Below are 22,789 nucleotides of genomic sequence, written 5' to 3' on the forward strand. Positions count from 1 at the left end.
GTCTCGAATAACTGAAATCTCACTTAAGCGGTTTTCACCGCATCGAGATCTGACTCTTCTTGACCCTCGCTTTCAGTCTCAACAAAAGTCGGCTCTGGATTAACGTCAAACTCGAATGTCAGCTGTTGTTCGTTGTCAGTGTCATCATCTTCGAGGGCATCGGCACCTAAATCTTCTTCATCGTCGCTGGGCGTAGGAGTCATTTGCTCCTGCACCGATTCGACATCAACCCTTGGGTCGAGCGCGGCCGCGAGCGGGGATGAGACTAAGTCACCGGTTGCCATGATGTAGTCTTGAGTCACATTGGTTTCGGCCTTTTGTTGTGAGTGAACATAACGCAGGCGTAAAAACAGAATTAAGGTACAGGCCGACATAAAACCATAGAGCATGCTGTTGCCGAGCCATTGCATTAGGGTGGATGCGATAAGCGGACCGATACTGGCCCCAAGACCGAAGGTCAGTAATATGGTGGCTGATAGACCGACCCTTTCGCTCTGTTCGACACGGGAGTTGGCCAATGCCGTCGCCAAAGGGTAGAAGGTAAAGCCAAGAATACCGAACAGAAACGTCATCACCAGTGAGAGCGTGGGATGGTAAGGCGTGAGGGCTATGCCTAAGGCTAAGATCCCAAGCAGTACGCAGTTAATACGGATAAGTCGACTGCGGGACATGATGTCGGATAGCTTCCCCATTGGCCATTGCGCCAGCAGACCCGCGAGAATGGTGGCCGTCATATAAGTGGCGACTTTCTCAGGCGGTAAACCTAAGTTACTGGCATAGGCGGGTGCTAAGCCGTAAAAGGAGCCGACAATCATGCTGCCTATCGCTATGGTTGTCAGTGCTTGCGGGGCCTTTCGCCAATAGTGGGCGATTTTTAAGGGCGCGGGCACCAGTGGCGCCGGGTGAATCCGGCGAGTCAAGGAAATGGGGACAATACACAGGGCAAAACAGATGGCGATCAGCAATAGTGGCTCTAGGCCGAGTTCAGGATAGAGGCTGATGGCACCTTGGCCCAATATTAAGCCGAAGTACGAGACTATCATGTAGCTGGCAAACACAGTGCCGCGTTGGCTGCTTTCGGCCTGCTCATTGAGCCAGCTTTCGAGCACCATGTATTGGCACATCATGCCCATACCGACGATAAGCCTTAAGAGGATCCAAACCGCTAGCTCATCCACTAAGGCGTGGCCGAGGGCAGAGGCAGCCACTATCCCGGCACTGGCGACAAAGGCACGAATATGCCCAACTTGAGCAATCAAACGGTGGCCAATCTTAGAACCCGCCACTAGGCCGACGTAATAGGCCGACATCATGCCGCCTATCCATAGCTGTGGAACGTGCATCACCGACAGGCGTAGGCCTAAATAGGTGGTGAGTAAACCGCCTGCCAACACAGTTAATAGAGTCGTGCTATATAAAGAGGCGAAAGTGCGTAGCGGATTTGCCATTAACTACTCCTTGTATGGTTGCAGGGAGAGTATATCAGGAGTTGGTGTGTATTCCGTGTTGCAAAATGTTGGGATTTAATGACTAACTTATCATTTTTGTGTGTGGGTCACTCAATTCGACTGAAATGGGATTTGGCTGAGAGGGTGAACCTCGTTTCAGCCAAACCACTGGGTATCGCTATTATCTAAAGGTGTAGAGCAGGTTAAAGGTGGTGACTGTGTCTGTCTGCTTACTGCCTTCGGGGACCACTTCGGTGTACTTGACGTTCATGCCGATTTTAAATGCCCAGTCTTGAAACACTAAGTTCTTGTAGTTCATGTCGAGGGTGAGGGTATTGTTATTCTCGCCCACCTCGGCGGTGAGATCGGCATTGATGCTGGTGTATTCCTGCAATTTTTGTGAAAACTTTGCCGCAGTACGTAAAATCACATCCTTTTCGGCGGCGGGATCGGGCTCTGCGACCGATTCCGCAGGCAGGTTGTATCGATAACCCGGACCGACTTCGAGGCTGAGTTTAGTCTTATAGGTACTGATGGCATTAAAACCATAACCCGAAGAAAGGGTTGAGATTTGGGTATAACTACCGAACTGATCCCAGGTAAAGTCACCACGGCCAAAGATATAGCCCTTGGTGAGTTTATAGTTGCTCTGCAGTTGGAGTTCGTACTTCTCTGAGGTGGTTTTGTTTTTTTCTGAAGCAAAATACGCTTTTAGCGTGGCTTCTTGCTTCGTTTGTTTGGCATCGTAAATCAGCTGGGTGCGACCATTAAAACTGCTCGACTCGGTATTGCCCGTGTTCAACTGTAAGCCGGCTTCGACTTCTGCTGTAAAATCGCTTGGCGGCTCCTGATAATCGGGAGGTACAAGCGCAAGTGCCGGAAAAGATAGGCAAAAATAACTCAAAGGGGCGATAACTTTTAGCATTGCTCGTAACATTAGTCAGGGTTCTTGAATGGCTGGTGTCTGATATCCGAATAGGGGTGAGGCGTCATCATACCCGTATTGAGAGGTGAGGCAAAGTTATTGCTTGAGTTTCACGTCTGCTTTCTGTACTATCTCGCGCTCGAATCAGTCACTATTTTCGTTCCTTGCCTCCACTTGGTCTGACTGAGCCAATAACGAGGCTACATAACCGTAAGGAGCAATAAATGCGTCATTACGAAATCGTATTTATGGTTCACCCAGATCAAAGTGAACAAGTACCAGGTATGATTGAGCGTTACACCGGTGTTATCACCGAAGCTAACGGCAAAATCCACCGTTTAGAAGATTGGGGCCGTCGTCAACTGGCTTACCCAATCCAAGACCTGCACAAAGCTCACTACGTTCTGATGAACGTTGAAGCACCAGCAGAGACGATTGAAGAGCTAGAAACTGCTTTCCGTTTCAACGACGCAGTTCTGCGTAACATGGTAATGCGTACTAAAGTTGCCGTTACTGAAGCATCTCCAATGGCGAAAGCTAAAGATGAGCGCGATTCACGTCGTGGCCCAGCTGGCGACCGCTCATATGATGAAGCTAACGCTGAAGAAATCGCTGAGTAAGTTTATCTGTGACCACCAATAACTTGGTGTTGTCAGGAACCATAACCCGTTCCAGACGCTTTAAAAGCCCGGCAGGCATCGCACACAGTGTGATAATGCTAGAACACAAATCGCAGCGTTATGAAGCAGATATGCTCCGCAACGTCTACGTACAAATACAAGTGATATTGAGTGGCCCACGCTTTGAAAGCGTGGCAGACAATCTGAAAGCAGGTGTGGAAGTACAAGTTCAAGGTTTTATGACGCTTCAACAGGGGCGCAATGGCCAAAATCGCTTAGTCATCCATGCCGAAAATGTCGAATTGAAAACTTAGGAGACTGTCAAATGGCACGTTATTTCCGTCGTCGCAAGTTCTGCCGTTTCACCGCTGAAGGTGTTGCAGAAATTGATTACAAAGATATCGTTACTTTAAAGAACTACATCACTGAAAGCGGCAAGATCGTTCCAAGCCGTATCACTGGTACTAGTGCTAAATATCAGCGTCAACTAGCTCGCGCAATCAAGCGTGCTCGTTATCTTTCTCTACTGCCATACACTGATTTACATCAGTAATTGCAGTATTCCTAATCGAATATAGAGGATTTGATAATGAACGTTATTCTGCTTGATAAAATCGCTAACCTGGGTAACCTGGGTGACCAAGTTGCAGTTAAAGCTGGTTACGCTCGTAACTACCTGCTGCCACAAGGTAAAGCTGTTGTTGCTAACGAAAGCAACGTTAAAGTATTTGAAGCTCGTCGCGCTGAATTAGAAGCTAAATTAGCTGCTGATCTGGCTGCTGCTAACCAACGCGCTGAAAAAATCGCTGCTCTGGAAGCTGTTGTTATCGCTTCTAAAGCTGGTGATGAAGGCAAACTGTTTGGTTCAGTTGGCACTCGTGACATCGCTGATGCAGTAACTGCTGCTGGTGTTGAACTGGCTAAAGCTGAAGTTCGTTTACCATTAGGCGCTCTGCGTACTACTGGCGACTTCGAAGTTGAAGTTCAGTTACACACTGAAGTTAAAGCTGTTGTTAAAGTATCTGTTGTTGCAGAAGCTTAATTACCAACTGCTTTAAATGAAAAACACCGCTTCGGCGGTGTTTTTTTATGGGCGCGATTTAGCTCGTATTGCTGGGCAAGTGGTTGTTTGTCACGTATCAAGAATAAACAGGCTTAGCGACTTTATTGCAGCTAAGCCTGGCACTAAGGCTCAATATGTTATTGCTGCGGACTGCTGTTAAAAGGCGCGAGCACCCGTGGCAGCACGCCCTGTAGCTTTGAAATCGCGACCCCGTAGTTAGTGATAGGCACGCAACGACGTTGGCATTCGTGGATGCGGCGAAGCATTTCATTGCGGTTAAACATACAGGCACCGCAGTGGATGACGAGCGCATATTGCTCTAAATCATCGGGAAAGTCGTGGCCGGACGTCACGATAAATTCGAGTTGTTTACCCGTGTAGCTATTTATCCAGCGGGGGAGTTTGACTCGGCCGATATCATCTTCCTGTACACTGTGGCTGCAGGCTTCGGCGATGAGCACTTTATCGCCATCTTGCAATTTATCTAACGCCTCCGCGCCTGCGGCAAGGGTGGTTAAATCCCCTTTAAAGCGCGCAAACAGAGTTGAGAAAGTCGTGAGTGGAATCGATGCTGGCACTATGGCGGCGACTTGCTTAATCGCCTGTGCATCGGAGACAACTAGTTTGGGGGTGACGACGGATAATGACTTTTCTAGTTCCGTTTCTTTCACCACCATAGCGATCGCGCTGCGATCCAATGCTTCCCTAAGGATCTGTACCTGCGGCAGGATCAAGCGTCCTTTAGGTGCCGCCATATCGATTGGTACGACGCAGAGAATAACGTCCCCCGCTTGATAGAGGTCGCCCGCTAGCTGAGGGTCTTGTTTATATTCCGCGGGTGCTAAATCGATAATCTGCTGCTTAAGTGTCTTGGCCGCAAGGCCTGTGGTGGCTGAGACCACAATAAAGGGCAAGGATTGCTGTTGGCAGAAGGCAATATTTTCAGCTTTAGGCATGCAGATATCGGCTTTATTGAATACCACCAGTATCGGCATTCGCATCTGCTGTATTTCGTTCGCTAAGGCGATATCCGATGGATAAAGCCCTTGTTCGTCCACCACCAAGAGTGCCATATCGGAGCGGAACAACACTTTACGAGTTGCCTTCACCCGCATGGCACCTAATTCTCCGTCATCATCGATCCCAGCCGTGTCGTAAAAGGTCACAGGCCCCAAAGGCTGCAACTCATAGGCCTTTGCTACGGCATCTGTGGTCGTGCCTTTAATATCGGACACAATGGAGATTTGTTGTCCTGCGATCATATTGAGCAGGGATGACTTACCCGCATTGCGTCGACCGACTAAGGCGATATGGTAACGCATGCCCCGTGGTGCCGATTGGTTTTGGGAATGCTCTTGTGGATTAATGCCTTGACACATATTGAGTCCTTTTCGAATCACCGCGGTTTAAGGAGGGGATTAGCCCATGGCTTTGAATTAGCTGGCAGACATGGTTAAGTCGCTCCGCAGCCGGATGTTGTTGCTGGTTTTTTCCCGGATAAATGCTGTAGTCACCACTCACCTGTGTTGGTGTGAAGGAGGGCATAATCACATTGCAGCCTCGCTTGAGTGCCAGTTCCCGAGTGCCTTTTTCGAGGGCATCGAGAGAGCTGGTCGCGGGGATATTTGCCCCAGGATTCATCAGTCGCAAAATCGCGCTCACTCGATGACTCTTAAGGGCGCTGCCATTGAGCGATGTGGCAAATGGAGTTTGCGCATGGGCGATAAAAGGGCCGCAGGCCAGCATATCGAGCTGCAGCTCAGTTAAGCATTGAATATCGCGGGCTAAGATAGCGTCAGTCATCCCAGGTAAATCGATGATGATGCCGGAACCTGTCTGAAAGCCGAGTGACTTAAGGTGCGCAAGTCTTGCAATTCGTTCATCGAAATGGGCTTTAGGGCGACAGCGAGCAAAGAGTGCGCGGTCGAAGGTTTCCATCTTGAGTAAATAACGATCGGCGCCCGCCTCACGCCAGTTTTCCAACTCATGATGTTTGCGATCACCTAAGGAGAGGGTGATTGCTAGGTTATGGCGCTGCTTAATTTCACTAATAAGGGCGCTGATGCGCTTGCAACTGTAGCTAAAATCATCCCCCGATTGCAGTACCACAGTGCCGAGGCCGAGTGCGGCTATGTTATTCACCGCGCTGAGGATTTCTTCGTTCGAGAGCCGATAACGCTTTACCTGTCGATTCTCGCTACGCAGTCCACAGTAATGGCAGTGGTTACGACAATAATTCGAGAATTCAACAATGCCGCGTAAATACACCTGTTGCTGAAATTCGAGCTCTGTAGCGAGCTGCGCGCGGCTAAACAGCCATTCATCGTCCTGCCCTTGGAGCAGCTCAAGGATTTGCGCATAACTGAGTGCTATAGGTTTGAGCAAACTTGGTTGCGTGCAGGAAGGTGTTTGCTGAATGATTGGGATATGACAGGCATGCATCAGTGACGCTCCTTATCCAGCGCAATCACACTTTGATACCAGAGATCGCCCACGGCGCGGCGACATTCTTCCACGTAACGGCCAAGGGTTATTGCCTCCGGCGAGTCTTGCTCTGCGGTGACGCCGGAATAAAACCAATCGATTAAGCTGTTTGGCGCAAGGCCTAAAGCAATAGCATCAAACTCTATCCAAAGCCCCTGAGCCGAAGTGGTATGGCTATGGGCATAGTGACCGACAAAGAGTCTGTCGCCAATCAGCAATATAGGTTGCAGTGGCAGCGCTTGGGTCGACACTAAATTGACTGTCTCAGGAAACTGTCTCTTTAGCTCGGCGCACCAGTGGCGGGAGCTTTCATAGAGTCGCTCCACTTCCCGCAGCGGCATTTCGGGGCGTAGGATAGTGGCAAACTCATCCCGCCAAGGACCAGTGGGCTCAAGTTTAATCAGGGTGAGTTGCTTGAAGCTTGCGCTTTGTAAGCGCTGTAAAAGTAATTGGCCCACCGCATTATTAGCAAAGTTGCTGTAAATCGCCGCGTGTAACACGATTACATCAGCGCGCTCTATCGCATTCAGTAAGGCGCTAGTGTTAAGGCCAAAATGCAACTGTACGCCGGGCTCAGAAAATAAATAAGATGCCATTTACAGATAGATATCCCGTTCACCCGCATCGGTTTTTTGCAAACAACCACGTACATTACGTTCCCGTGATGGACTCATTTTGGCGAGTTCTCGCTCTATCAGGGCGTTACCTGCTTCACGGGTTTTATCGCTGGCGTAGTCGTTCAGATATTCCCTAAAGGTGATCAAGGCATTGGGTTGGCAGAATTTGCCAATAAACTGTTGTTTGGCTAATCCCATAAAGTGGTCGCCAGTGCGCCCTTTACGGTAACAGCCCGTACAGAAGGAGGGGATGGCATTCGAATCCGTAACTAATTCATAGATGATCTCATCCATGGCGCGATGATCGCCAAGGCTAAATTGTTCGGCATCGTGTTGATTTTGTTTACTGTCTTGATAGCCACCCGGTGCGGTGCATGAGCCTGCACTGATCTGTGAAACGCCAAGCTCTAACAATTCTTTACGTAGGGCTGCACTCTCCCGCGTACTCATAATCAGCCCGGTATAAGGTACGGCTAGGCGAGTGATGGCAACGATACGCTTAAAGCATTCGTCATCAACCTCATAGGGGGGCTTTTCACTGAGGGCTGAGCCATGGGCGGGTTCTATCCGCGGAAAGGAAATGGTATGTGGGCCAACGCCACAGTTTTTTTCGAGTTGTTGAACATGGGTGAGCATGGCGAGCAGCTCAAATCTATGGTCATACAGGCCAAAGAGCGCGCCGATACCGACATCATCGATTCCCGCTTCCATCGCCCTGTGCATGGCGTAGAGGCGGTATAAGAAGTCGGTTTTTTTACCTTTTAGGTGCATTTTACTGTAGGTGTCTTGATGATAGGTTTCTTGGAAGCATTGGTAAGTGCCTATCGCCGCCGTTTTTAGCTGTTTAAAGTCCTCCACACTCATTGGCGCACAGTTGACGTTGATACGGCGAATTTCGCCGCCCTTGCCCTGCTTAACGCTGTACATGGTTTGAATACTTTCAACAATGGCTTGCACATTGTTGCGTGGATGCTCGCCATAAACGGCCAAGATCCGTTTGTGGCCCATTTCTTCGAGGATGGTGACCTCTTGGTGGATCTCATCCTGTTTTAAGGTCTTGCGTTTCAGCTCATGGTTATCGGCGTTAAAGCCGCAGTAACTACAACTGTTGGCACAGTGGTTGGACACATAGAGCGGTGCAAACATCACTATACGATTGCCGTAGATGGTGTTTTTAATCTCACGGGCGACGGCAAAGAGTGCTTCATCCAGCGTTTTATCTTGATTTTGTAGCAGGAGAGCGGTTTCACGAATGCTTAAGCCTTCGCATTGGCGCGCTTTGTCGAGAATGGCGAGGACTTGGTCGCGACTCGGATTGCTGGCCTCTTCGATGGCCTGCCAAATTGCCTGATCGTCAATAAAGCTGACGTTGGGATTATAGTCAGAGACGGTAATGGAATGATGCTCGTGTGTGCTCATGGTTATCTATGCCCTTGAATATGAATACAGAAATTCGGCAGTTGTTGAGCAACTGCCGCAGGAGACTTAGCTATTTGCTGGTCAGTTGTTCGCCGTTCGTGGCGACGGGGGCAATTTCATTTTTGACCCATAGCGGGGTGTACTCGGCGGCATCATGGTAGGGCACATTGCCGTGGATCATCATGGCTTTGAAGTCATCGAAGCGGTACACCGCGAGGAATAAATGCACGGGTAAGAAAGCGGTTAACACTAGGCCTGAGACCAAATGGGCTTGACCTAAAAACCACACTGTATCCCGTGGTGCGGCGTGAGGGATAAGCCACAGCACTAAACCTGAGAGGATAAGCACTGTGCCGCCAATCAGTACACAGGCACCAAATAGCTTCTGGCCAGAGTTGTACTTGTTCATCGGAGGGATAGGCACTTTTTTACCCAGTAAGAATTTTTGTGGGTAACCGCCTAACACCATAAACCATTTCACGTCGCGTCCGGAGAAGCTGAACACGCGGGCGATAAATAACACCACTCGGTCGAATGCCATGATGGTAAATGCCACGGCATCGAGGGCCATAACAATCCCCGCAATGATGTGCACATCATAGGTTAGCTGCATGCCTTCCTGGGAAAGCGGTTTAAAAAACAATAACAAACCCGTCGCGGCTAACGGCAAAAAGCTCAGTAGCAGAATGTAGTGGAAGATCCTGATGTTTAACGGATGTTTTAAAATGGGTCTCATATCATGTTCTTGATGCATTTTTCATCTCCAATCAAGAGCTTAATTTGGTGCGGTCGACAAAATGGGTGTGCAGTAGCTCATGGGACATATGTCCTAATGGCTCGCCACCGAATTCTTTGTAGTATTTCTCTACCGCAGGGTTGGCGTGGCTAACACGTTTTTTCGCTAGGCTGTCGTCCTTATATAACCCTTGGCTTCTGGCCTTTATGTACTCATTGCGGCGCTCAAGCTTGCTGCTAAACCAACCAATAGGAATGGCTAAGGCGGCGACAAAGGCAGCGCCTACGGCCATAAACTTACGGCGTGACAGAAAGAAACTGTCCTCAGCAAATAGGTGTTTTTTCTTGCTCATAGCAGTTCTCCGTTAAATGTTACCAAGCCAAGAAGAGCCTTTACCTTCAATAGGTTGGCCTCCACCGTTGACGCAGCCGCCAGCGCAGTTCATCACTTCGATGAAGTGATAGGGCGAGGTGCCAGCCATTACGTCGCGCAGCACGGGTTCGATGTTATTGCCCATGTCGTGTACTACTGCGACATTGACCGTCACATTCTGGTTGAGCTGAGTATCAAACAGGCTGACGGAAGCCGATTTGACGCCTTTTAGCCCGCGTACGGGTTCAAATTCCAACTTGGCCATTTCAGTGCCAGTGAGCACTTTATGGGCGGTACGTAATGCCGCTTCCATCACACCACCTGTGGTACCAAAGATAGTGCCCGCGCCAGTGTATTCAGAGAACAAGCTATCGCCTTGATATTCGGGGGTATTAGCGAGGTCGATATCGAGCAGTTTTAGCAATTGAGCCATTTCTCGGGTGGTCAGCACGGCATCAATATCTTGGTACGAAGGCGTGTTAGCACCATGTTCCTGATGGTATTGCCAAGCCGAGTTAAATTCGGGGCGTGAGGCTTCAAGTTTTTTCGAGGTACAAGGCATCACAGAGACAGTGAAAATATTCTCTGGCTGCATTTGATACACCTTAGCACCGTAGGTTTTGGCGACCGTTCCAGCCATTTGTTGGGGAGATTTAGCGGTGGACAGGTTAGGTAATAGCGCTGGATAGCGGGTTTCGAGGTAACGCACCCAACCTGGGCAGCAGGAGGTGAACTGCGGTAGCGCCCCTGCATTTTCTTCACCTTTGACATTGGCATGGAGGCGATGAATAAACTCACTGCCTTCTTCCATGATGGTGAGATCGGCGGCAAAGTTACAGTCGAAAATCTTAAAGCCTGCTTGATTCATCGCACCATAGAGCTTACCCGTCACGAGTTCGCCCGTGCCTAAACCGAATTCTTCACCAATTGCTACCCGCACGGCAGGGGCGATAATGCCGACGACGGTAGTATTTTTATCGGCGAGCTTTTTAATGACGGTTTCAAGGGCGCTGTGGGTTTCTTCAATGGCGCTAAAGGGGCAGTTAATTAAACATTGGCCGCAGCTTAAGCATTTATCTTCATCAATAGAGTGCACTGCACCCGAGGCGCCATTAATGGCATGGGTTGGGCAGAACTGTTTACAAGCATCACATCCTTTACATTTGGATGCATTTATCTTGATCAGCCCTTGGATTTCTCCCGGTTGATAAGTTGTCGCTTTCATAGGATTTCGCGTTCCTCATTTTCAACCTGAATTATATTTTCAGTGTTATTTAATGTATTTATTTAGCAGCTTATGCCTCGGGCAAAAGCGTATTGGTAAGTTTTAGACGGCTGGATAATAGGAAATTGATTCTGGAAAAAACTTGAGAGCGATCAAGTTTTATTGTTTTTGATAAAACAGGTGTTTTTAATGGTTTTATTAGTCATTTTTGATAATTTTTTAGAAATAAAAATAGGATTTTCCGTTTGTGCTTTATCTGGTGTTTTTAAGTTTGTTCTTTATATACAGTGTGTTGTAGCGTTTGCCTTAGTTGCCTAACACTGTTTGTTGTATTTTAAAGGCTTGCGGTGTGATTTATTGCATTATGAGGGTGTTATCACTCGTTTCGATTTTGTGCTTGGACAAATTGTCCATGATCTCTATTGGTTTAAATAATGCTAATTAAGATGGTTGATGAACTATTATGACGAATGGAAAATGTAATAGATCACAAATTAGTAAATTGCTTAAAATAAAAAACCGTCCAAAGATTATTCTTTGAACGGTTTTTAAATATGCTTAATTTATATCGGTTAAATTAATTGAGTTAATATTGGCGAATTTTATTATCCATTAATGCTGAATATTAACTTAATATTAATTTCTCACTAACTCGAGTTCTTTAATTAAATTATCAGCATGGTCGACTTCATCCATCATCCACAGGATATATCGAATATCCACGTGCACGGCACGGGTGATGGTAGGGTTGAAGAACCAGTCCTTGGTAATGGCTTCATAGGTGGAATCGAAGTTAAGACCGACGAGTTCGCCTTTACCGTTAAAGACTGGCGAGCCCGAGTTACCGCCTGTGGTATCTACGCTCGACAGGAAGTTAACTGGCACAGAGTTAAACTCTTCTGGCTTGTCTAAGCAAGAGAACAGACGGCAAATCCAGCCGCGTGGATCTTGGTAGACAGATTTCACTAAGTGATCGCCAAAACGCTGCTCATGAATCGCATCGAGCAGTTTTTTCGGTGCGTTATACGGTTCAACCCCGGTGTGCTTAGCGACTATGCCATCGAGGCGAGTAAATGGCTGTTTGTAGAGGGCATCACGGGATTGATAACCATCGACCATTCCGTAGCTGATACGTAGGGTACCGTTTGCATCGGGATACACAGGCCAGTTGTTGGCTTTGTAGTAGTCGATAACGGTGGCCATATAGGCAGGGCGAGCGGTAGACAGTTTACCCGCTAGAATTTTTTCTGCCTTTTCTTGCGCCATATTGGTGTCGTACAACGCGACAGCGAGGCGGATAAAAGGATCGCTGCTGGTTTCAAAGGCCTTCGCATCGGCGTCCATCCACGCCAGACGTTGCGCTTGCTCGGTTAGCGTCGTTAGCGAATACAAGCCATCGAGTTTTGCTTCTAGGCTGACGTTTTTATCGTCCAGATTCAGCATATTGTCTAAAGCAGCAACGCGATTAGGCTGCGACAAGTAGGCATTTAAATCCTGTAACCACAGGGTTTTATCAACTTTAACGTCAAAGCTGGAGTCGATACGCTTCAGGCGCGAGCTGAACATGGCAAGGTCACGCTCTTGGTAACCGATTTCACGCTCGGCATCGCTCTTTTGCTTTTCCTTGGCTAAGCGATAGAGGCTATTGGCCGCAGTGAGCAGTGTGCTCGATTGGGCGTTGGTGAAGTAATAATTGGTTTGGGTCTGCAGTTGCTGCTCGGCCAATAAAACTTCTAGCTCGCTAATAAGGTTTTGATTAAGAGTTGGGTTTTTCTTTAACCAAGCAAGAAAATCATCTTCGCGTTGCTGTTTAATGCCGACGATATCCGTGGCTTTAAAGCCAGCCAGCAGACCGTTGAGTTTTTTCATCCGGTTCGCCATAGACGCCATATTGCCCGCATATTTAATGGCGATATCGGCATCTTCCTGACCCATGGCTTCGATAGTATCAATCTGTAATTGATAGCGTTTTGCCTGAGTGGGATACAGCCAGTCGCTAGCAAATTTAAGCTCGCTGGTGAGGTTATAACGACTAGTTGTGCCTGGATAACCCGCCACAAACACGCCGTCGCCCGCTTTCACTCCATCGGCGTTCACTTTCAGGTAACTCTTTGGCATGTAAGGAATGTTATCTTCGCTGTAGGCCGCGGGCTTGCCATCTTTACCTACATAGGCGCGCAGGAAGGCAAAATCGCCCGAGTGGCGTGGATACTCGTAGTTATCGATATCACCGCCGTAAGCGCCAACGCTTTCAGGTGGCGCGTACACTAAGCGTACATCGCGGATCATCAATTGCTTGATGAGGTAATATTCCAAACCATTGTGGAAGCTGCGAACGTTACAGCGGTAGTTATCATCGGCCTCACAGCTTTTGATCAAGGCTTTGCTGTGGTTTTCAATGTCTTCGTAGCGTTTGAGCGGATCTTGACTTAGGTCTTTGGTGACATCGCTGGTGACATTGGTCACAGCTTCAGTGATGTATAAACGCTCGTTTGGACCTGCAGACGGTTCTTTATCCATCGAGGTGGCTAAAAAGCCCTGTTCGAGATAGTTATGTTCTTTCTTAGTGTTATATTGTATCGCCTTGTAGGCACAATGATGGTTTGTCACAACTAGCCCTTGGGGCGAGACAAAACTGGCGGTACAATAGCCCAGCCCGACAACGGCATTCATAGGATAACTGGTGAGATCGGCTAATTTGTCGGCGGGAATATCGATTCCGCGCGCGCTGAGTTTGTCTGCAATTGAAGGCATTTGGTAAGGTTGCCATTGTCCTTCATCGGCTGTTGCTACGCCAGAGGTCAGTACTAAGGCTGCAACCAATGCAATACGCATGTTCTTTCCTTATTTTTAGTTAGAGTGTCCGTTGGAATGAGGTAACAGGCGAATGTAAATGGCCTGTTTGCTTGACGCGGGTTTTATATCATATTTTGTTAAGTTGTTGGAAATCGGGAGTGTTAATGTCACAACAAGGTGCGTTTAAACCTAAGAATAAGCCGACAGATGTGCAGGTCGATAGCTTAAAGCTGCCGCCGCATTCGATAGAGGCTGAACAATCGGTCTTAGGTGGCCTAATGTTAGACGCCGACGCTTGGGATAAAGTGGCCGAGACTGTGGTGAAAGAGGATTTTTATTCCCGCTCGCACCGAATGATTTTTGCGGCCATGCACCGTTTAGTCGAAAGTGGTCAACCCATCGACTTAATTACGGTTTCTGAACAGCTTGAAGTTGAAAACCAGCTTGAAGAAGCGGGCGGCTTTGCCTATTTAGGCGAGATTGCCAAAAACACTCCGAGCGCGGGTAACATTGTTTCCTACGCCGAGATCGTGCGTGAGCGCGCCGTGGTGCGTGAGATGATCCGTGTCGCCCATGAGATTGCCGATGCGGGTTACAATCCCGAAGGGCGTGATTCCAGCGCCTTGCTCGATTTGGCCGAGAGTAAAGTCTTTAAGATTGCCGAGCAGCGCACCAATGCCAACGAAGGTCCTGAAGGCATTAAAACCATTCTCGAAAAAACCGTCGATAAGATTGAGCAGCTCTACAACAATCCACACAACGGTGTGACTGGGGTGTCGAGCGGCTTTAGCGATCTCGACCGCATGACAGCGGGCTTCCAATCCGGCGACTTGATCATCGTCGCGGCGCGTCCTTCTATGGGTAAAACCACCTTCGCGATGAACTTGTGCGAACAGGCGGCGATGAATGAAGACAAGCCAGTGCTGATTTTCAGTCTTGAGATGCCCTCGGAACAGATCATGATGCGTATGTTGGCCTCCTTGGGCCGCGTCGATCAAACTAAAATCCGTACCGGACAACTCGATGATGAGGATTGGGCGCGGGTATCCTCGACCATGGGGATTATGCTCGAGCAGGGCAAGATGTATATCGACGACGGTTCAGGCTTAACGCCGACCGAAGTGCGCAGTCGTGCCCGTCGTATTGCCCGTGAATATGGTGGGTTGTCGATGATCATGGTCGACTACTTGCAGCTGATGCAAGTACCGGCGTTATCGGACAACCGTACCCTAGAAATTGCTGAAATCTCTCGCTCTCTCAAGGCATTGGCTAAAGAGTTAGAGATCCCCGTGATTGCACTTTCTCAGCTTAACCGCTCGCTCGAACAACGTGCCGATAAGCGCCCAGTGAACTCGGACTTACGTGAATCGGGTTCTATTGAGCAGGATGCGGACCTCATCATGTTTATTTACCGTGATGAGGTGTATAACAACGATTCTCCCGATAAGGGCACCGCGGAAATCATTATCGGTAAGCAGCGTAACGGCCCCATTGGACGTGTGCGCTTGACTTTCCAAGGCCAGTTTTCCCGTTTTGATAACTACGCTGGCCCGCAGTTTGAAGAAGATTAATTGCTGGTGTTAGAAGCTAAGCACTGCTTATGTATTCTTTTTATTTCCTGACTTTCCAAATAGACAAGGCAAATTTTGAAACCTTTTCCCCGAGCAGAAATTAGCAGTAGTGCACTGCAGAACAATCTCGCCGTCTTGCGTCAACAGGCGAGTCGCAGCCAAGTAATGGCGGTGGTGAAAGCCAATGGTTATGGTCATGGATTATTAAATGTCGCCAATTGTTTACATACGGCTGATGGCTTTGGTTTAGCCCGTTTAGAAGAGGCCTTAGAGCTGCGCGCTGGTGGCGTGAAGGCGCGCTTGTTATTGCTTGAAGGCTTCTTTCGCAGCACGGATTTACCTTTGTTGGTGGCCCACGATATCGATACTGTGGTGCACCACGAGTCGCAAATCGAAATGTTAGAGCAGGCGACGCTCTCAAAACCTGTCACAGTATGGTTGAAAGTGGATTCTGGCATGCATCGGTTAGGTGTAACCCCTGAGCAATTTACGCAGGTGTATGCGCGTTTGATGGCCTGTGACAATGTCGCCAAGCCCATCCATTTAATGACTCACTTTGCTTGTGCCGATGAGCCTGAAAATCATTACACCCAAGTGCAAATGCAAACCTTTAATCAGTTAACCGCAGATTTACCTGGGTTTAGAACCTTAGCCAATTCTGCGGGCGCCCTCTATTGGCCCAAGAGCCAAGGGGACTGGATCCGCCCAGGGATCGCGCTCTATGGTGTGTCTCCGGTCACGGGGGATTGCGGCGCCAATCATGGTCTGATCCCGGCGATGAATTTAGTCTCGCGTTTGATTGCGGTGCGCGATCACAAGGCCGGACAACCTGTTGGCTATGGTTGTTATTGGACGGCGAAACAAGATACTCGCCTTGGTGTCGTGGCGATTGGTTATGGTGATGGTTATCCGCGTAATGCGCCAGAAGGCACGCCCGTGTGGGTTAATGGTCGCCGAGTACCGATCGTTGGTCGTGTATCTATGGATATGCTAACCGTTGATTTAGGTGCTGATGCGACGGACCTTGTGGGCGATGAAGCATTGCTCTGGGGCGCAGCCTTACCGGTTGAGGAAGTCGCCGAGCATATTGGCACCATCGCCTATGAATTAGTGACTAAACTCACCCCAAGGGTGGCAGTTTGCCTTGCATAAGCCATTGGAGTGAATACCAAAACGGCGCTTTGCGCCGTTTTTTATGCCCTGAAAGCGGATGATTGAGAGAATTGTCAGCCGTTCTGCACTTGGTTATTGCACCTTTGAGGCAATAATCAAGCTTGCAGAGCGACGTGAAAGGAAGGCTAAAGGGGAGTCAGTGGTAACGGATTAATTTTCAAAACAGATTTCAATAAAGGCAGTGCCGTATGGGCTACTGAAGGGCATGATAATTTTAGTGCCATTCGCTTTATGGGAAATGGTATGCCCTTTACCCGAGACCACCATAGGAGTTGCCATTTCAAACTCGTAACCCTTTTGCCCTAAAAGATTTTTTGCTCCTCCTGTGACCATGTTGGTGATTTCACCTACCAAATCTGTCACTTCTTCATTTATCTTACCTGGGTTTTCCCCAAGCATATTTTGCATGATCTGCAGTACCAGTTTTTGTTCAAAGGTAATAGATAACGACCCTTTAGTCTGTGGCCCAACCATACCAATTAACCCGGACACATCACCCTTGGCTAAGTTGTCGGTTTTAATTTGGGGCTTGCCCGGAGTGAGATCCATGCTTGCCATCGTCGAAATGACATTGAGCAGGGATTGCAGAAAAGGGTTAATAAAATTGACGTTCATGCTTCAGTGTTTCCTCTTATGAACTTAAGCCTTATGGTCACCATGTCATTAAGGTTAGACGAAAAGTCGCTGAACCACAGCAATCTTAATCACACTCTATCAGCTTAGATGACACAAATGGAAATGTGAGGTTAATTTCACGATTTTATTGTTATTTATCCTCGAAACAGCTTAAAACCACATCACTCAAGAGCCGCATTTTCGATATTTTTAGCTCCGATTATCGATACGCGATTTTGTCAGCCCAAGTTTGCTTACTCCCTGTGGATCAGCCAATTTCACCTAAATAAACATGGGTAGTTCCTGAGAATATTCTCGATTTTTACCGTCATATAAGTTTAATTTCATTAATTTTCATGGTGTTAGTTTTATTTCGGTATGGAGATCTTACTTATTCAACCGCCAGTAAGACCTAGCGCGCATTTCAGTTTCAAATTGTGACTAAGATTAAATTGTAATGTAAATGATAATAATTATTGATTGCAATTTATGTTTTGCATATATTAGCGGCGATTAACAGATGGGGGACATCTGTTACAGAGTTTACTCCGCAACAGGAATGCTTTTGATGAAATTTGCAAAACGCCGCAATGGCCGAGTTACGCTCGGTGCCCATGTTTTAGGTTCGTTAACGATTGGAATGGCGGTTTCAGCCGCTCCCGCTATGGCGACGGAGCCACAGCCACAGCCACAGCCACAAGTCGTTGATAAGAAAGTTGAACATATTGAAGTGAACGGTGAGTACTTAGGTTACAACACCCGTAAAGTGCAATCGGGTAAATTTACCGAAGATCTGCTCAATACCGCTAAAACCGTTACCGTTATCAATCAAGATTTAATCAAGGATATGGGCGCCCAGAGTTTTACCGATGCACTGCGTGCAACACCCGGTATCACACTAGGGACAGGTGAGGGCGGCAACCCTTACGGTGATAGACCCTTTATCCGTGGTTACGATGCTCAATCTTCAACCTTTATCAATGGTATGCGTAATGTGGGCTCACAAAGCCGCGAAACCTTTAACATTGAACAAATCGAAGTTCTGAAAGGCCCAAGCTCTGTGTATAACGGTCGTGGCGCCGTTGGCGGTAGCATCAATATTGTGACCAAAAAAGCCCAATCCGAAGACTTTATTAATGCCGATGTTGCCGTCGGAACGGATTCGCTAAAACGCGCCAGTGTTGATGTTAACCATGTGATTACCGATGAGGCTGCGGTCCGTATCAACATGATGGCCCACGATGCAGACACCCCGGGGCGCGATGAAGTCACGGGTAATCGTTGGGGTGTAGCGCCTTCGGTGACCTTTGGTTTAACGACGCCAACCAAAGTCACGCTCGAATATTATCACTTTGAAAATCATGATATTCCTGATTATGGTATTCCCTACGATCAGGCAACGGGTCAACCTGCGGATGTCGACCCTGATAACTTCTACGGTTTGTTGTCGCGGGATTTTCGCGACACTATGGATGATACGGCGTCAGTGTTGATCAGCCATGATTTTAACAACGACATGCAGTTCACTTCGACCTCCATCTATAGCCGTAACAGCAATTACTATATTGTGACTAACCCTGACGATACCACGGGTAACGTGGCTAATGGTTATGTTTGGCGAAACACTAAGTCGCGCCATTCGGTTACTAAGACCCTAGCGACTCAATTGCAACTCTCGGGTGAAGCAAAACTTGCGGGAATGACTAACCGTTTTGCCGTTGGTACTGAACTCAGTAACGAACGTACCAGCAATTTGAGTTACACCGTCGATACGGGCAATGGCCGCAACGCGGGTTGTAATCAGGCGATGCTAGATAACTACAACTGTACGCTGCTGGATAATCCAAATCCGCACGATCCTTGGGTTGGCACTATCACCCTCGGCACCGATGCGACAGTTACAGAAACCGATACTCGATCGCTTTATGCCTTTAACACCATTGAGTTAACCGAAGCGTGGATGGTGAACGCCGGGATCCGTTGGGATGATTACAGCACCAGTGCTGAGAATTCGACTTCTGAATTCAGTAACGATACCGACTTCTTTAACTATCAATTATCGGTACTTTATAAGCCTTCCGAAAACGGCAGTATTTATGCGGCTTGGGCTACATCTTCTAACCCTCCGGGGACCTCAAATGGTGATGGCGCGGATCGTCTCGGCAGTACTAACGCCGATTTAGAGCCAGAAGATACTGAAAGCTATGAGTTAGGCACTAAGTGGGACTTCTTTGCTGGACGTTTATCTCTGAATGGTTCGGTATTCCAAATCGAGAAAAACAACGCTCGGGTCGCGACCTCTGGCGATCGTAACTCGCCGCAGGAAAACGTTGGCGAGCAAAAGGTGAAAGGTTTCGAACTCGGCTTCTCCGGTGACTTTACTGAGCATTGGCACGGTTTTGGTGGTTACACTTACTTGGATGCAACGCTAGAAAGCAATGGCTATAACCAAGCGCAAAATGGTAACCGCTTCCCCAATACCGCTAAAAATAGCTTAAGTTTATTCACGACTTACGATGTGACTGAGGATTTTACTGTCGGTACGGGCGCGTACTACATGGGTAAAGTTTATGGTAATACGGCTAACACGTTATCGATTCCATCCTACTGGCGTTTTGATTTTACCTCATCCTATAAAATGAGTGAATTCTTGACCTTACGCCTGAACGTGCAGAATCTAACGGATGAGCGTTATTACGATAAGGCGTACACCGCGCACTTTGCTAATATGGCCCCTGGTCGCTTAGTGATGTTAAGTGCGGACATGCACTTCTAAGCCGTATTAATCGAGATCTGAATGGCAGCCCTAGGGCTGCCATTGATGTTTATACTATTCCAATAGGATGTTGAAATGCTTATTGAAATTCCGAATGTTTTTTCTAAAGAAGAAGTCAATCAGCTAAGGGAAGAGCTCGATGCCCGCACTTGGATTGATGGCAACCAGACCTCGGGCGTAATGGCGAGCACCCGTAAACGTAATCAGCAGTTAGATAAAGATGACCCTGTCGCACTGCAAATCGGTGAGCTGATCATGGCGCGCTTATTGGCCCACCCTTTATTTGTGTCCGCGGCGCTGCCATTACAGTTTTATCCTCCCTTGTTTAATCGTTATCAAGGTGGCGAAACCTTTGGCTATCATATCGATAATGCGATTCGCTCGACCAGCGAAGGCATGGTGCGCACCGATCTGTCAGCCACCTTATTTTTAAGTGAACCAGACACTTATCAAGGTGGTGAGCTGGTGATCCAAGATACCTATGGCCAGCAAAGCATTAAGCTCGCGGCGGGCTCATTGGTGTTGTATCCCTCGACAAGTCTGCATCAGGTTACTCCTGTTAACTCGGGTGAACGCACTGCTGCGTTTATGTGGCTGCAGAGTATGGTGCGCGATGAGGGGCAGCGCCGCTTGCTATTTCAACTCGATCAATCGATTCAAGCGTTGACGGCGCAGGCCGCGCCAGAACAAGAGTTGTTTAATCTGACGGGGGTTTACCATAACTTGCTCAGACGTTGGAGCGAGTTGTAGTGATTCTAAGCTAGGCTTCTCTCCTCGCTTCATCTCCCCAAAGCGGGCGGTTTAGGGTATAATCCCGCCAGCTTTGAGGGGCAACAAAACAGTAAACGTTAACTCGTTTACTGTTTTTGTATTTTTACGCTGGCGCTGCATTGCTCATCCGCGGCTTAAATTAAGGCGCTTTATCCCTCTAAGCTTGAACTTACTGGCAAATTTTAATTACTTGAGTCGATAGTCACGTGTTGAAAAATAATCTTAATGATGGTCTACAGCTCGACCGCACCTTTTCCATTGCGCCCATGTTGGATTGGACGGATCGTCATTACCGTTATTTTGCTCGCTTGATGTCGGCCAATGCCTTGCTGTATACCGAGATGGTGACTACGGGGGCGATTTTGCATGGCCGTGGTGATTATCTTGCCTATAACCAAGAAGAACATCCCCTTGCATTGCAATTGGGTGGCTCGAATCCTGCTGAACTTGCTCGGTGCGCCAAACTTGCCGCCGAGCGCGGTTATGATGAAGTAAACCTCAATGTGGGCTGTCCTTCCGACCGGGTGCAAAACGGTCGCTTTGGTGCCTGTTTGATGGCCGAACCTGAGCTGGTGGCTGAGTGTGTCGATGCTATGAAGCAAGTGGTTGATATTCCTGTGACGGTAAAAACACGTATCGGCATTGACGAACAGGATAGCTATGAGTTTTTGACTCACTTTATTGATACTGTTATGGCTAAAGGCTGTGGTGAATTTATTATCCATGCGCGTAAGGCGTGGTTACAGGGCTTAAGTCCGAAGGAAAATCGCGAGATCCCGCCCTTAGACTACGACAGGGTGTATCAGCTTAAGCGTGATTATCCGACGCTCAATATCAGCATTAACGGTGGTATCACTAGCCTTGAACAGGCTAAAACTCACTTGCAACACTTAGATGGTGTGATGGTGGGACGTGAGGCTTACCAAAATCCCTATATTCTGGCGCAGGTTGACCAACTGCTCTGTGGCAGTCAGAAGGCGGTGATGAGCCGTGAAGCTGTGATTGAGACCATGTTGCCCTATATCGAGGCTCACTTGCAGGCGGGCGGGCGCTTAAATCATATCACTCGCCATATGATTGGCTTATTCCAAGGCTTACCGGGTGCCCGTGCGTGGCGTCGTTATTTGAGCGAAAACGCCCATAAAAACGGTGCAAGTATTGAGGTGGTCAAGCAGGCTTATCAAAGTATTCAGAGCGAAATGGTTGCTCAATAATTATTCGATTTAAAAAGTGGTGAGATTGACTAATGCTTGTAGTATTTTTCACCACTTTACCTTTCTCAAATATCTCGCCTATATCGTTTCTGCTTAGAATAAATTATTAATTAATTTTAAATCAGTAGCTTAAGTTTGTTTTGATAAGTTGGCACGCCCTTTGTAATAGTCCCTATGTCAAGTTAATCAATCGGAAAGGGACGACATCATGTTTACTTCAAACGTTAAAAAATCAGTTCAAGCAAGTGTGTTATTCGGTGCATTAATGGCGAGTGTTGCGGTACACGCCGAAGCGGCACCTGTATCTGATGTAGTGGGCGCTATTGAGCAAACGCTGAGCACCCAAGCGCAGGAGTTGTTGGTTAACACTAAGCGTGAACTGGTGTTATCACTGCAAACACAATTAGCTGAAAGTATCTATGACTTCAATAGCCAGATAACACTGAGCGCGGATAACCAAGGTGAGTCTGTCACCTCAGGCGAATACAGCGCAAACAAGTAAGGAGCTGCCTATGTGGTTTGTAGCACCTCTTATGACTCTGCTACTGCTACCAGTGATTAGCCTCGCGTTGTTTTCAGGAATTATCTGCTGGTTTCAGTGGCACAGTGTCAGCGATAAGTAAATTATTCATCAATTGGAGTTCAAAATGAAACGAGCGCAAATGCGAATGGACAATTCAGAACGTTTAGTCTGTGGTGTTGCCTCTGGTATGGCGTGGCAATTTGGTTGGTCCTGTTTTTGGACTCGTGTAGTGTGGGTCGGTGCGATTCTGTTTATGCCGGGTGTGAGTCTGCTGGTTTACTTTGTACTGGCCTTACTTGTGGACCAATGGAAAAGACCGATTTAACCCACGTTTTTGCTCCCTCAATTTGGGAACGTGAATGGGTTAGCTGATGCACGTTTATGGACACAGCCTTTAGCGGGATGCTATCAACAAGAGGGCACATCGACCCTCATGCCAAT

General features: G+C 47.9%; 22 protein-coding genes. 11 read left to right on the forward strand and 11 right to left on the reverse strand.

The window, feature by feature from the left end:
* Positions 1–23: 23 nt before the first annotated feature.
* Both N7386_RS03580 and N7386_RS03585 read right to left on the reverse strand, forming a co-directional pair.
* Complete coding sequence (locus tag N7386_RS03580) at positions 24–1,448, reverse strand: MFS transporter (protein WP_279767078.1); 1,425 nt, start codon at positions 1,446–1,448, stop codon at positions 24–26.
* Positions 1,449–1,629: 181 nt separating this feature from the next.
* On the reverse strand, positions 1,630–2,373 hold the full coding sequence (locus N7386_RS03585; protein ID WP_279770953.1) for a DUF481 domain-containing protein: 744 nt from the start codon (positions 2,371–2,373) through the stop codon (positions 1,630–1,632).
* Positions 2,374–2,597: 224 nt separating this feature from the next.
* Between N7386_RS03585 and rpsF the strand changes: the two genes are divergently transcribed.
* The 4 genes from rpsF to rplI are packed head-to-tail and all read left to right on the forward strand — an operon-like array spanning position 2,598 to position 4,035.
* The gene (rpsF, locus tag N7386_RS03590) at positions 2,598–2,993 is read left to right on the forward strand and encodes a 30S ribosomal protein S6 (protein WP_011623998.1); all 396 of its coding nucleotides are present in this window, start codon (positions 2,598–2,600) and stop codon (positions 2,991–2,993) included.
* Positions 2,994–3,001: 8 nt separating this feature from the next.
* Positions 3,002–3,307 (forward strand): primosomal replication protein N, encoded by a 306-nt coding sequence (gene priB / locus N7386_RS03595; protein WP_011073673.1) that lies wholly within the window; start codon positions 3,002–3,004, stop codon positions 3,305–3,307.
* Positions 3,308–3,318: 11 nt separating this feature from the next.
* On the forward strand, positions 3,319–3,546 hold the full coding sequence (gene rpsR, locus N7386_RS03600) for a 30S ribosomal protein S18 (RefSeq protein ID WP_006083042.1): 228 nt from the start codon (positions 3,319–3,321) through the stop codon (positions 3,544–3,546).
* A gap of 36 nt (positions 3,547–3,582) precedes the next feature.
* Positions 3,583–4,035, forward strand: coding sequence for a 50S ribosomal protein L9 (gene rplI / locus N7386_RS03605; RefSeq protein WP_011623996.1), 453 nt, complete (start codon positions 3,583–3,585; stop codon positions 4,033–4,035).
* A 158-nt stretch (positions 4,036–4,193) separates the two neighbouring features.
* Here the strand turns inward: rplI and hydF are convergent, their stop codons facing one another.
* The 8 genes from hydF to N7386_RS03645 all read right to left on the reverse strand — a co-directional run bounded on the left by hydF (position 4,194) and on the right by N7386_RS03645 (position 13,744).
* Positions 4,194–5,435: a [FeFe] hydrogenase H-cluster maturation GTPase HydF gene (hydF, locus tag N7386_RS03610; RefSeq protein WP_279767079.1), complete on the reverse strand. Its 1,242-nt coding sequence runs from the start codon at positions 5,433–5,435 to the stop codon at positions 4,194–4,196.
* Entirely contained in the window at positions 5,419–6,498 is a 1,080-nt protein-coding gene (hydE, locus tag N7386_RS03615) for a [FeFe] hydrogenase H-cluster radical SAM maturase HydE (RefSeq protein ID WP_279767080.1), read from the reverse strand. Before hydE ends, hydF begins: the two co-directional genes overlap by 17 nt.
* The gene (locus tag N7386_RS03620; protein WP_279767081.1) at positions 6,498–7,136 is read right to left on the reverse strand and encodes a hypothetical protein; all 639 of its coding nucleotides are present in this window, start codon (positions 7,134–7,136) and stop codon (positions 6,498–6,500) included. The genes hydE and N7386_RS03620 overlap by 1 nt, the downstream gene beginning before the upstream one ends.
* Complete coding sequence (gene hydG, locus N7386_RS03625; RefSeq protein WP_279767082.1) at positions 7,137–8,576, reverse strand: [FeFe] hydrogenase H-cluster radical SAM maturase HydG; 1,440 nt, start codon at positions 8,574–8,576, stop codon at positions 7,137–7,139.
* Positions 8,577–8,646: 70 nt separating this feature from the next.
* Positions 8,647–9,330: a cytochrome b/b6 domain-containing protein gene (locus N7386_RS03630; protein ID WP_279767083.1), complete on the reverse strand. Its 684-nt coding sequence runs from the start codon at positions 9,328–9,330 to the stop codon at positions 8,647–8,649.
* A 13-nt stretch (positions 9,331–9,343) separates the two neighbouring features.
* Positions 9,344–9,664 carry an iron hydrogenase small subunit HydB gene (gene hydB, locus N7386_RS03635; protein ID WP_279767084.1) on the reverse strand — a complete coding sequence of 107 codons (321 nt, stop codon included), beginning with the start codon at positions 9,662–9,664 and terminating at the stop codon, positions 9,344–9,346.
* Positions 9,665–9,676: 12 nt separating this feature from the next.
* Positions 9,677–10,909, reverse strand: coding sequence for an iron hydrogenase large subunit HydA (hydA, locus tag N7386_RS03640; protein WP_279767085.1), 1,233 nt, complete (start codon positions 10,907–10,909; stop codon positions 9,677–9,679).
* Positions 10,910–11,545: 636 nt separating this feature from the next.
* Positions 11,546–13,744: a S46 family peptidase gene (locus N7386_RS03645; RefSeq protein ID WP_279767086.1), complete on the reverse strand. Its 2,199-nt coding sequence runs from the start codon at positions 13,742–13,744 to the stop codon at positions 11,546–11,548.
* 125 nt (positions 13,745–13,869) lie between these two features.
* Between N7386_RS03645 and dnaB the strand changes: the two genes are divergently transcribed.
* Both dnaB and alr read left to right on the forward strand, forming a co-directional pair.
* Positions 13,870–15,276 (forward strand): replicative DNA helicase, encoded by a 1,407-nt coding sequence (gene dnaB / locus N7386_RS03650; protein WP_088211721.1) that lies wholly within the window; start codon positions 13,870–13,872, stop codon positions 15,274–15,276.
* A gap of 75 nt (positions 15,277–15,351) precedes the next feature.
* A complete protein-coding gene (alr, locus tag N7386_RS03655) occupies positions 15,352–16,428 on the forward strand; it encodes an alanine racemase (protein WP_011715878.1) in 1,077 nt (358 codons plus the stop codon).
* A gap of 171 nt (positions 16,429–16,599) precedes the next feature.
* On the opposite strand, the gene N7386_RS03660 is transcribed toward alr, so the two are convergent.
* Positions 16,600–17,064 carry a chemotaxis protein CheX gene (locus N7386_RS03660; RefSeq protein ID WP_011715879.1) on the reverse strand — a complete coding sequence of 155 codons (465 nt, stop codon included), beginning with the start codon at positions 17,062–17,064 and terminating at the stop codon, positions 16,600–16,602.
* Between the two features lie 568 nt (positions 17,065–17,632).
* On the opposite strand from N7386_RS03660, the gene N7386_RS03665 reads away from it, so the two are divergent.
* From N7386_RS03665 to N7386_RS03685, 5 genes are all read left to right on the forward strand, one after another.
* The gene (locus N7386_RS03665; RefSeq protein WP_279767087.1) at positions 17,633–19,840 is read left to right on the forward strand and encodes a TonB-dependent siderophore receptor; all 2,208 of its coding nucleotides are present in this window, start codon (positions 17,633–17,635) and stop codon (positions 19,838–19,840) included.
* Between the two features lie 75 nt (positions 19,841–19,915).
* Positions 19,916–20,590, forward strand: coding sequence for a Fe2+-dependent dioxygenase (locus N7386_RS03670; RefSeq protein WP_279767089.1), 675 nt, complete (start codon positions 19,916–19,918; stop codon positions 20,588–20,590).
* A gap of 227 nt (positions 20,591–20,817) precedes the next feature.
* On the forward strand, positions 20,818–21,825 hold the full coding sequence (gene dusA / locus N7386_RS03675) for a tRNA dihydrouridine(20/20a) synthase DusA (protein ID WP_279767090.1): 1,008 nt from the start codon (positions 20,818–20,820) through the stop codon (positions 21,823–21,825).
* Positions 21,826–22,033: 208 nt separating this feature from the next.
* Positions 22,034–22,327 carry a hypothetical protein gene (locus N7386_RS03680; protein WP_279767091.1) on the forward strand — a complete coding sequence of 98 codons (294 nt, stop codon included), beginning with the start codon at positions 22,034–22,036 and terminating at the stop codon, positions 22,325–22,327.
* A 145-nt stretch (positions 22,328–22,472) separates the two neighbouring features.
* Positions 22,473–22,673, forward strand: a complete 201-nt coding sequence (locus tag N7386_RS03685) for a PspC domain-containing protein (protein WP_279767092.1) — start codon at positions 22,473–22,475, stop codon at positions 22,671–22,673.
* Positions 22,674–22,789 lie beyond the last annotated feature (116 nt).

The organism is Shewanella sp. GD04112 (assembly GCF_029835735.1).
Classification (GTDB): domain Bacteria; phylum Pseudomonadota; class Gammaproteobacteria; order Enterobacterales; family Shewanellaceae; genus Shewanella.

What these genes read in the sequence shown, in the direction of transcription:
- N7386_RS03630 (WP_279767083.1), bottom strand. Translation starts at nt 9,330, where the DNA reads ATGCATCAAGAACATGATATGAGACCCATTTTAAAACATCCGTTAAAC.
- hydA (WP_279767085.1), bottom strand. Translation starts at nt 10,909, where the DNA reads ATGAAAGCGACAACTTATCAACCGGGAGAAATCCAAGGGCTGATCAAG.
- N7386_RS03660 (WP_011715879.1), bottom strand. Translation starts at nt 17,064, where the DNA reads ATGAACGTCAATTTTATTAACCCTTTTCTGCAATCCCTGCTCAATGTC.
- N7386_RS03620 (WP_279767081.1), bottom strand. Translation starts at nt 7,136, where the DNA reads ATGGCATCTTATTTATTTTCTGAGCCCGGCGTACAGTTGCATTTTGGC.
- hydG (WP_279767082.1), bottom strand. Translation starts at nt 8,576, where the DNA reads ATGAGCACACACGAGCATCATTCCATTACCGTCTCTGACTATAATCCC.
- N7386_RS03680 (WP_279767091.1), top strand. Translation starts at nt 22,034, where the DNA reads ATGTTTACTTCAAACGTTAAAAAATCAGTTCAAGCAAGTGTGTTATTC.
- dnaB (WP_088211721.1), top strand. Translation starts at nt 13,870, where the DNA reads ATGTCACAACAAGGTGCGTTTAAACCTAAGAATAAGCCGACAGATGTG.
- hydB (WP_279767084.1), bottom strand. Translation starts at nt 9,664, where the DNA reads ATGAGCAAGAAAAAACACCTATTTGCTGAGGACAGTTTCTTTCTGTCA.
- N7386_RS03585 (WP_279770953.1), bottom strand. Translation starts at nt 2,373, where the DNA reads ATGCTAAAAGTTATCGCCCCTTTGAGTTATTTTTGCCTATCTTTTCCG.
- hydE (WP_279767080.1), bottom strand. Translation starts at nt 6,498, where the DNA reads ATGCATGCCTGTCATATCCCAATCATTCAGCAAACACCTTCCTGCACG.
- N7386_RS03580 (WP_279767078.1), bottom strand. Translation starts at nt 1,448, where the DNA reads ATGGCAAATCCGCTACGCACTTTCGCCTCTTTATATAGCACGACTCTA.
- hydF (WP_279767079.1), bottom strand. Translation starts at nt 5,435, where the DNA reads ATGTGTCAAGGCATTAATCCACAAGAGCATTCCCAAAACCAATCGGCA.
- N7386_RS03665 (WP_279767087.1), top strand. Translation starts at nt 17,633, where the DNA reads ATGAAATTTGCAAAACGCCGCAATGGCCGAGTTACGCTCGGTGCCCAT.
- N7386_RS03645 (WP_279767086.1), bottom strand. Translation starts at nt 13,744, where the DNA reads ATGCGTATTGCATTGGTTGCAGCCTTAGTACTGACCTCTGGCGTAGCA.
- N7386_RS03670 (WP_279767089.1), top strand. Translation starts at nt 19,916, where the DNA reads ATGCTTATTGAAATTCCGAATGTTTTTTCTAAAGAAGAAGTCAATCAG.
- rpsR (WP_006083042.1), top strand. Translation starts at nt 3,319, where the DNA reads ATGGCACGTTATTTCCGTCGTCGCAAGTTCTGCCGTTTCACCGCTGAA.
- rpsF (WP_011623998.1), top strand. Translation starts at nt 2,598, where the DNA reads ATGCGTCATTACGAAATCGTATTTATGGTTCACCCAGATCAAAGTGAA.
- N7386_RS03685 (WP_279767092.1), top strand. Translation starts at nt 22,473, where the DNA reads ATGAAACGAGCGCAAATGCGAATGGACAATTCAGAACGTTTAGTCTGT.
- rplI (WP_011623996.1), top strand. Translation starts at nt 3,583, where the DNA reads ATGAACGTTATTCTGCTTGATAAAATCGCTAACCTGGGTAACCTGGGT.